8 protein-coding genes and 1 pseudogene are annotated in these 6,931 nt (G+C 35.8%); 2 read left to right on the top strand and 7 right to left on the bottom strand.

Going from position 1 to position 6,931, the window contains the following annotated elements:
* Nucleotides 1–239: 239 nt before the first annotated feature.
* A complete protein-coding gene (locus AC1DOS_RS16595; protein WP_477538394.1) occupies nucleotides 240–1,241 on the top strand; it encodes a YeiH family protein in 1,002 nt (333 codons plus the stop codon).
* Between the two features lie 62 nt (nucleotides 1,242–1,303).
* Here AC1DOS_RS16595 and AC1DOS_RS16590 read toward each other — a convergent pair.
* The 6 genes and pseudogenes from AC1DOS_RS16590 to AC1DOS_RS16565 all read right to left on the bottom strand — a co-directional run bounded on the left by AC1DOS_RS16590 (nucleotide 1,304) and on the right by AC1DOS_RS16565 (nucleotide 5,336).
* Nucleotides 1,304–1,630: pseudogene (locus AC1DOS_RS16590) on the bottom strand (YnfA family protein).
* Between the two features lie 115 nt (nucleotides 1,631–1,745).
* On the bottom strand, nucleotides 1,746–2,141 hold the full coding sequence (locus AC1DOS_RS16585; protein WP_477538393.1) for a DUF3224 domain-containing protein: 396 nt from the start codon (nucleotides 2,139–2,141) through the stop codon (nucleotides 1,746–1,748).
* Between the two features lie 451 nt (nucleotides 2,142–2,592).
* Nucleotides 2,593–3,114 (bottom strand): DinB family protein, encoded by a 522-nt coding sequence (locus AC1DOS_RS16580; RefSeq protein WP_477538392.1) that lies wholly within the window; start codon nucleotides 3,112–3,114, stop codon nucleotides 2,593–2,595.
* 260 nt (nucleotides 3,115–3,374) lie between these two features.
* On the bottom strand, nucleotides 3,375–3,932 hold the full coding sequence (locus tag AC1DOS_RS16575; protein WP_477538391.1) for an isochorismatase family protein: 558 nt from the start codon (nucleotides 3,930–3,932) through the stop codon (nucleotides 3,375–3,377).
* A 502-nt stretch (nucleotides 3,933–4,434) separates the two neighbouring features.
* Nucleotides 4,435–4,728 carry a hypothetical protein gene (locus AC1DOS_RS16570; RefSeq protein ID WP_477538390.1) on the bottom strand — a complete coding sequence of 98 codons (294 nt, stop codon included), beginning with the start codon at nucleotides 4,726–4,728 and terminating at the stop codon, nucleotides 4,435–4,437.
* 86 nt (nucleotides 4,729–4,814) lie between these two features.
* Nucleotides 4,815–5,336, bottom strand: a complete 522-nt coding sequence (locus tag AC1DOS_RS16565; RefSeq protein ID WP_477538389.1) for a GNAT family N-acetyltransferase — start codon at nucleotides 5,334–5,336, stop codon at nucleotides 4,815–4,817.
* A 219-nt stretch (nucleotides 5,337–5,555) separates the two neighbouring features.
* Between AC1DOS_RS16565 and AC1DOS_RS16560 the strand changes: the two genes are divergently transcribed.
* The gene (locus tag AC1DOS_RS16560; RefSeq protein ID WP_477538388.1) at nucleotides 5,556–5,960 is read left to right on the top strand and encodes a hypothetical protein; all 405 of its coding nucleotides are present in this window, start codon (nucleotides 5,556–5,558) and stop codon (nucleotides 5,958–5,960) included.
* Nucleotides 5,961–6,177: 217 nt separating this feature from the next.
* Here AC1DOS_RS16560 and AC1DOS_RS16555 read toward each other — a convergent pair whose 3' ends face one another.
* Nucleotides 6,178–6,738, bottom strand: a complete 561-nt coding sequence (locus AC1DOS_RS16555) for a restriction endonuclease (protein WP_477538387.1) — start codon at nucleotides 6,736–6,738, stop codon at nucleotides 6,178–6,180.
* Nucleotides 6,739–6,931: the final 193 nt, after the last annotated feature.

Raw genomic sequence — 6,931 nt, 5'->3', positions numbered from 1 at the left:
TTTACACCCATCATTAACATAATATACCAATTATCAAGTATTCAACTTCATTACTTAATAAGAAAGCTACCCTGTAAAGGAAGCCGGTTCTTCAACTAAGTACTCGTTAGTTGAAAAAGGAATAAAACCTTACTGTTGTTGGTATTATTCTAGGCGGTACCCAAACTAGATTAAGTGCATGCTATGGTAAAATAATCTTTGGGCGTGAACGGAAGAAAACTATTTAGTGAGGTAGAGAAATGACGAGAAAAGTTGTATACATTTTACCTGGACTATTGGCTTGTATTGCAATCGCAATGATAGGTATAGCACTCGGAAGATTTTTCCCTAATTTAGGGAGTGGTTTATTTGCAATTCTAATTGGCATAATAATTGGTAATTTAAAAATAGGTTCTTATTCCATATTAAAGCCGGGGGAAAAGTTTTCGGGAAGTATTTTACTGTACTTTTCCATTGTTTTATTAGGAGCAACCTTAACATTCAATTCATTATTTGAAATTGGAATGCTAGGTCTTGCTTATATTCTCATTCAAATGGCAGGAACGATTATGTTTGTTATTTGGTTAGGAAAGAAACTGCGATTCGGTGAAGATTTTGGTTTGCTGATGGCAAGTGGAAATGGGGTCTGTGGTTCATCTGCGATTGCGTCGACTGCACCAGCTATCCAGGCTAAAGAATCTGATGTGGCCGTTTCTATTACGATTGTCAATCTGCTGGGTACGGTTTTGATGATCATGTTACCAGTGATAACAAATGCGATTTTTCATAACGATGTATTGCGGTCGTCTGCATTAATAGGTGGAACATTACAATCTGTTGGTCAAGTAGTAGCTAGTGGAAGCATCGTTGGTGAGGCAGTAAAGGATCAAGCAGCCGTCTTTAAAATCAGTCGAATTATCTTTCTGGTAGCTGTCGTTTTTGTTATGAAACAGATCAAACTTAATAAGGGAGAACAGCCAAAAACGCAGGAGACCTTTCATTGGCGTACAATCGTTCCATGGTATGTCGGAGGGTTCTTCATATTATGTTGTTTGAATAGTATTTTATATTTCCCTGGAACAGTTACACATTCAATTAAGGGGTTCGGAAACTATTTGGAAATCATCGCTTTGGCGGGGATTGGAATGAGTGTGAAAATAAAAGACCTTACAATGCACGGCTGGAAGTTATCGGCTTATGCCGGAGGAATCGGTCTATTCCAGATTGTATTTGCTCTATTATTGATTTTGCTTTTATTGTAAGGCTCACATAAAAAAACGGCATGCCCAGCAAATTCAAGGATGTGCCGTTTTTGAGTTATTAATTAATTGCGAGGAATAAATAACATRACAGATACMCCAATTAAGCAWATCMAAGCACCWATCCAATCRTATGTATCWGGCATTTTTTTATCGATTCCCCATCCCCARAGGACAGACAATATAATAAATACACCACCATAAGCARCGTAAACTCTACCGARAGAAGGAAATGATTGAAWAGTAGCAATMACCCCGTATAAAGCTAACGCAATTCCTCCAAATAGTCCTAATTATGCAGACTTATCTTCCCTTAACCAAAGCCAAATAAGGTATCCACCACCAATTTCAGCTAAGCCAGCAAATAAAAAAAGAACGATTACTGTAAACAAAACACATCACCCATTCCGTGCTCTTTAACTACAAGTGGCATTTGGCTCGTGCGACGAAAAGGACATTCCTGGTATTACAGGGGATGCCCTTTTTACTAAACTATACGGTATTTTGCTAGAATTCAAAGTCTAGAATCAGTTTACTGGTTTGACCTGTAAACTTATAATTATAGGACCCTTTCAGGGTTTCTAAGTCACCAGTAGCTTTGATGATTGTTGCCGGAGAATCTAAATTTCCTTTATCAAATATTCCTTGCTCTATGGCTGTAAATGTCCCCCGTTTCCCCTTATAAGTTCCTTCGAAATACAGAAATCCGGAAATTTTAGAAGTGGCCAAGTGATCATCATCTACGTTTGAATCTAAATAATATAATAAATATTCAACAAAAGCTTTTCCTTTTAATTCACCGTCAATATCATATTCAACATGGGCAATATTAATAGGGAAATCTTTTTTAGTGTCATCGACTGGCTTTTCTTCCCATTTGCTTACAGTAAATGTTGCCTCCATACGCGTAAACCTCCGTTTATTATTAGATGACTAATCTACTTCCAGTGTACCTCCAAAAAAGTACCAGGTAATTTTAACCTTCTGTTAGAAACTAGAGTCATTTGTAATACGTTCCAATAACTGAAAAGTTCCATTTATCCTTTTTAGGGATAATCAATCGAAAATCATTGATTGTATAGAAAATGCACACCCAGTTGACATAAAACTACTTCACGGTAGTTACACAAAACTCACCAACCCATATCAAAACTCACTTCTTCTTTTCTTCCGTTCATCCGATATTCACCAAATATACATCGTTGATTTGACTGGCTTTTGATGAATCTATCAGTCCTATCCAATAAATAGATATCTATTCTATCTTGGGGGGAGTAAACTAAAAAAAATCGTCTATGATGATCTCCTGGTTATTCAACAAAAGCACCCTTCGCTTAACAAGAAATAGCATGAGTTAATTTGACGGTGTAAATAAATCATTTTTGTCAGCATACCAATAACGTGTAAAGTCTGTGGTGACAGAAGCATGACCCATTTGACGCAACATGGATGTAATATTACCTCGATGATATGTTGCATGAGTTACAATATGCATAACCATTTCTGACAAACTCGTTTCCCGTTTCCCTTCCCATGGAATATCAAGAACCCTCATCTTTTCAAAATCCTCTTGCTGGTTTAAACATTCTTTAATCCTTTTAGATAAGTTGTAAAACAACCTTTCCATTTCTTCAATACCTTTCCCTTCTCCTGCTTCTTTCTCAACTTCCAATGCTTCAGGCATGTTTTTACCAGAAATAATATGAAACCATAGCTGGTCGACGATGTACATGTGAGAAACCACTTTCGATATAGAAGGGAAAACGCTTAGAATTTCTTGGCGGTAAACATCATCAGAAAGCTCTTTTAATCTGTTAAGAAGTGTTTGATTCGCCCAAACATGATACTCGTACATTTTTACTGCAAGGTGAGTCAAGTTTAAATCCTCCAATATAAAAATACTCTCATAACAAAATCTCAGAAAACGTTATTTAACTAAACTGCTGCGCCATCTTAAGGACGAAAGCTGTAATTTCGTGGTCCTATCTTAGTTTTTTGTCATATCGCTACATCAACCTATTTGGGTACATCAATACCCTAATGCAGTTCAATGATTTTCAACTCGAGCACTCGTTTGTTAATAAGACTCTTTTGTTACGTTATCAGGCGAAGTCTTCGTGAGCTCCGTTAGTCTATTTATCGGTGATTGTCATGGATTGGTTGAAACAAATCTTCTTGAGTAGTCCGAACAACGGAAAAATGGTCAACATTGTAATGACCATGAAGGATTTTATTGTGATGACTTATAATCTTTTCGGCAGCTAGAATTGAAGAATCTGCCGTCGAATGGCCATCCCCAACTAAAGTAACATCAAAATGATTGACTGTTGCAGTTCTAACTGCAGTGTCAATACAGTGTTCTGTTTTACATCCCATGATAACAAGGTGTTCGATCTCATTATCCTTTAAATAACCCATTAATGGCGTTCCATAAAATGAATTTGTTGCTTTTTTATCAAATATTTCTGATTTAGAGGGGACTTTAATATCCTCATGTACTTGAAACMCTTTACCTTTGCCTTCAGCGACATCTTTATCTCTTATAAAAACTATTAAAGAATTTGATTCTAATGCTTTATTAATAACCAAATTAATATTATCCACTAGCTTTTCTTTATTAAAAACACTTTTTTCATTCTGATTACCTTCAATTAATTCCTGTTGGGCATCAATGACTAGCAAAGCTTGTTTCAATTGAAAAACTCCTTTTCATTTAAATTTAATATAAAACCTATTCCTCAAGCTGCACTTCAATTTAATGTTCATACTATTCGCCTCCATCTTTGTGGAAGTGAAGAAGTTGTTGTATATTCTATTTCGTTATCAAGTTGGCATAATCCTCTAATTCACTAACAACACATGTTGCGAATCACCTATTACCTATTTATACATATGCTGTTCGAAGTTCGATTCAAGAACAGGACGGACACTACCTTTTTATAAAATTATTGAGCTATGTCTCTCTTTTATTGTAATTTTTACGTCGCTAGTTATTTAATTTTCATATGGGTTGAAGAAGGCACTAGCCTAAGTTATTTAGTTTAATAACACTTTTAATGCTTCTTCAATGGCTTCTTTTAATTCATTTTTCGATTGATCAAATAATGTTCCAGAACTATTAGGAAATCCGCTATAGTAATACCATAATGAAATAGTGTCTGCATAAAATTCGTCGTCATGTTTTGGACCTTCGTAATTAATTGCTTTGAGAACGGTACTCTTTTTCCATACAGTTTTCAGAAGTTAATTCTTCAAATTCATCACCGTCAATGTCTCTGCAAATCCAAATCCTTAGATTTTGCTTACCGTGGCTTTCAAATTCTGTGACATATTTTCTTTGAAGGACAGTACTCCAGCGTTCTCCTAATTTCTCCAATGCAATGATATTACTTTTAAGTTCTTCGTTAAACTCACTTTTTGGTACAAAGATATAGTTGTCATCAGAAGTATTGTCCTTATGTTTAAACAACTTTTTAAACGAATCTAACATACTTTTCCCGCCAATCCTTAAGTGTAAATATATAAATCTTTAAGTTAAGTAATAGTATTCCATAACCTTATTAGTAGCTCTTCGGTTTAAACATACTTATCCATTCGAATATCAGTCCACATCTTATCTTGCCAAAATGTGAAATTGTCAATACTGCCTATTTCCTTGTATCCGAGCTTCTGATAGAGCTTCTGGGCTTGTTTGTTAAATTCAAATACGCCTAATTCTATACGTTTAAGTCCCTCCTTCTTAATCTGTTCCTCCAAATATTGAATGGCTACATAACCAATACCTTTTCCCCGTCCTTCGTTTTCACCAATTGTGATACCAATCCAGGCAGTCCCAGGCTCTTTTTTGTAGAGATGGCTCGGATCTACCATATAGTTCATTTCACCGATCAACTGGTCATTCAGATATATTAGGTAGACATGATGGTTTTCCAGGCGTTTATTTAAATCATCCAAGGTCATATTATTCCTACGTTCCAATTCCGATTTGTTTTTGTTAGGACGAGTCAACGGAATTAAATGTGGGTCGTTTTCCCATCGATTAAAAACTTCTACAACGCTTGAGGTGGGGTCAGTTAATTTTATAAAATGAGTAGTCACTGTTGTTCTCTCCTATCTAATACATCTCATTTAAGCTCTCTATTAGTTGGTATTTATAACATGGTCTTACCTCTTTATTAGTTTAAATTCGTCTCATTCATTCAATGAAAAGGCAGGAGAAAYTGTTTTTCCTGAACGCATTCAAAAATCTCGTAATTTTAACAAGAATAAGATGCAAGAGCGATTTACTCAGCTGTAAAAGAAGGCAATGCTCAAGCAATGGATGAACTATTTCGAGTATTGAAGTCGACAACACTATTGGCTCCGGTGGTATATTCAGCTGGAACTACTGTCCTGACATTTGAATATGAATTAGCTCTATATCCAGGAGAAGATAAAGTATTTAACTTGGAACTTTGGGCACCGATGCCTACTTTCAGTGTTGTACCTGGTGGACAAGTTGCTACTACAATACAAATACCAGGTAGTATCCAACCATTTACCGCTACCATACTTGAAGCTGAAGGCTATATCCCTGATGCACAAGGAAATCCAACGGAACAAAAAGTGGATAAGAGATTAGACCAAGATTTTGGTCTTCGTCACATTGTTAGTTGGTATGGCAAAACGACCCATTGTTTAGAGTGCGTTATCAATATCAGTAATAGATGGAATAACAGGTAGAGTGTTTTTTTTACTCACCTGAATTCCAACACCGATCCTTCTTTAGGGTCGGTGTTTTTCTTTTGCAAAATTTATGATTGTTCTTTTTCATGAATATTGTTTAAGAGACTTCGCTCTCTTCAATCATCCGCATTAATAATAAGAAGTTCACGATGCTATACCGTGAACTTCTTATTTTATTTGCCTATCTCTCAACGATACTGCATCGTACATATAGTTATTTAAGATGCTGCACGTTTACAGACAGAATTTCTATTAATTGATCCCTGTTTATTAATCTCACATTATTAGTAGCAGCCAATTGTTTCGCAGCTGCTGTAAAGTAATTATTTGTTACTACCCATGCCTCATCAGCTTTATAATGTGGTTTTGCTGAAGAAACTTCCTGGACTGCTTTTAGTCCAACAGTCTTAGCATAGCGTTTTGCTTGTACGACTATTTTTCTTGAACTTTTATGTAGAACTAAATCAGCACCGAAATCTCCCGAAACGGGCGTTTCTTTAACTATGTATCCCATTGAACTGTAACGCAGCATTAGAAATTTCTCGAATTGTATACCCGTCATCTTATCAACTTCTAAAATACCTGAAAGATTAATCTTCTTTCGCCTAGCAGCGTTCATATATCCGTACACGATTAAAATGGCAGAAAGAATAACCACACCCACGGATACAGTAGCGAAAAGGGATTTCGTCATTAAGTATCCCGCCACTAGAACAAATACTACAAGACCCCCAATAAGCTCACTGAGAGGATCTTTCTTTTTCCTCCTTGTCATAATACTCCTCCTTTCTATTAGTAATTACATCATATCAAATTTTTGCCATTTACTTTCAAACGATACATAAAAGAAACGTTAGGAAAAAGAGATCACTTGTTCAGGTATCTTCCTCACAGAAAACATTCGCTAAGGTATGTTCAGAAAACCAGGAGTTAATGAACACACTATATTTACAGTGTTTTGTGAGGGT

The organism is Paenisporosarcina sp. P5_A11 (assembly GCF_056400705.1).
This window is presented reverse-complemented; position numbering and strand designations above follow the sequence as displayed.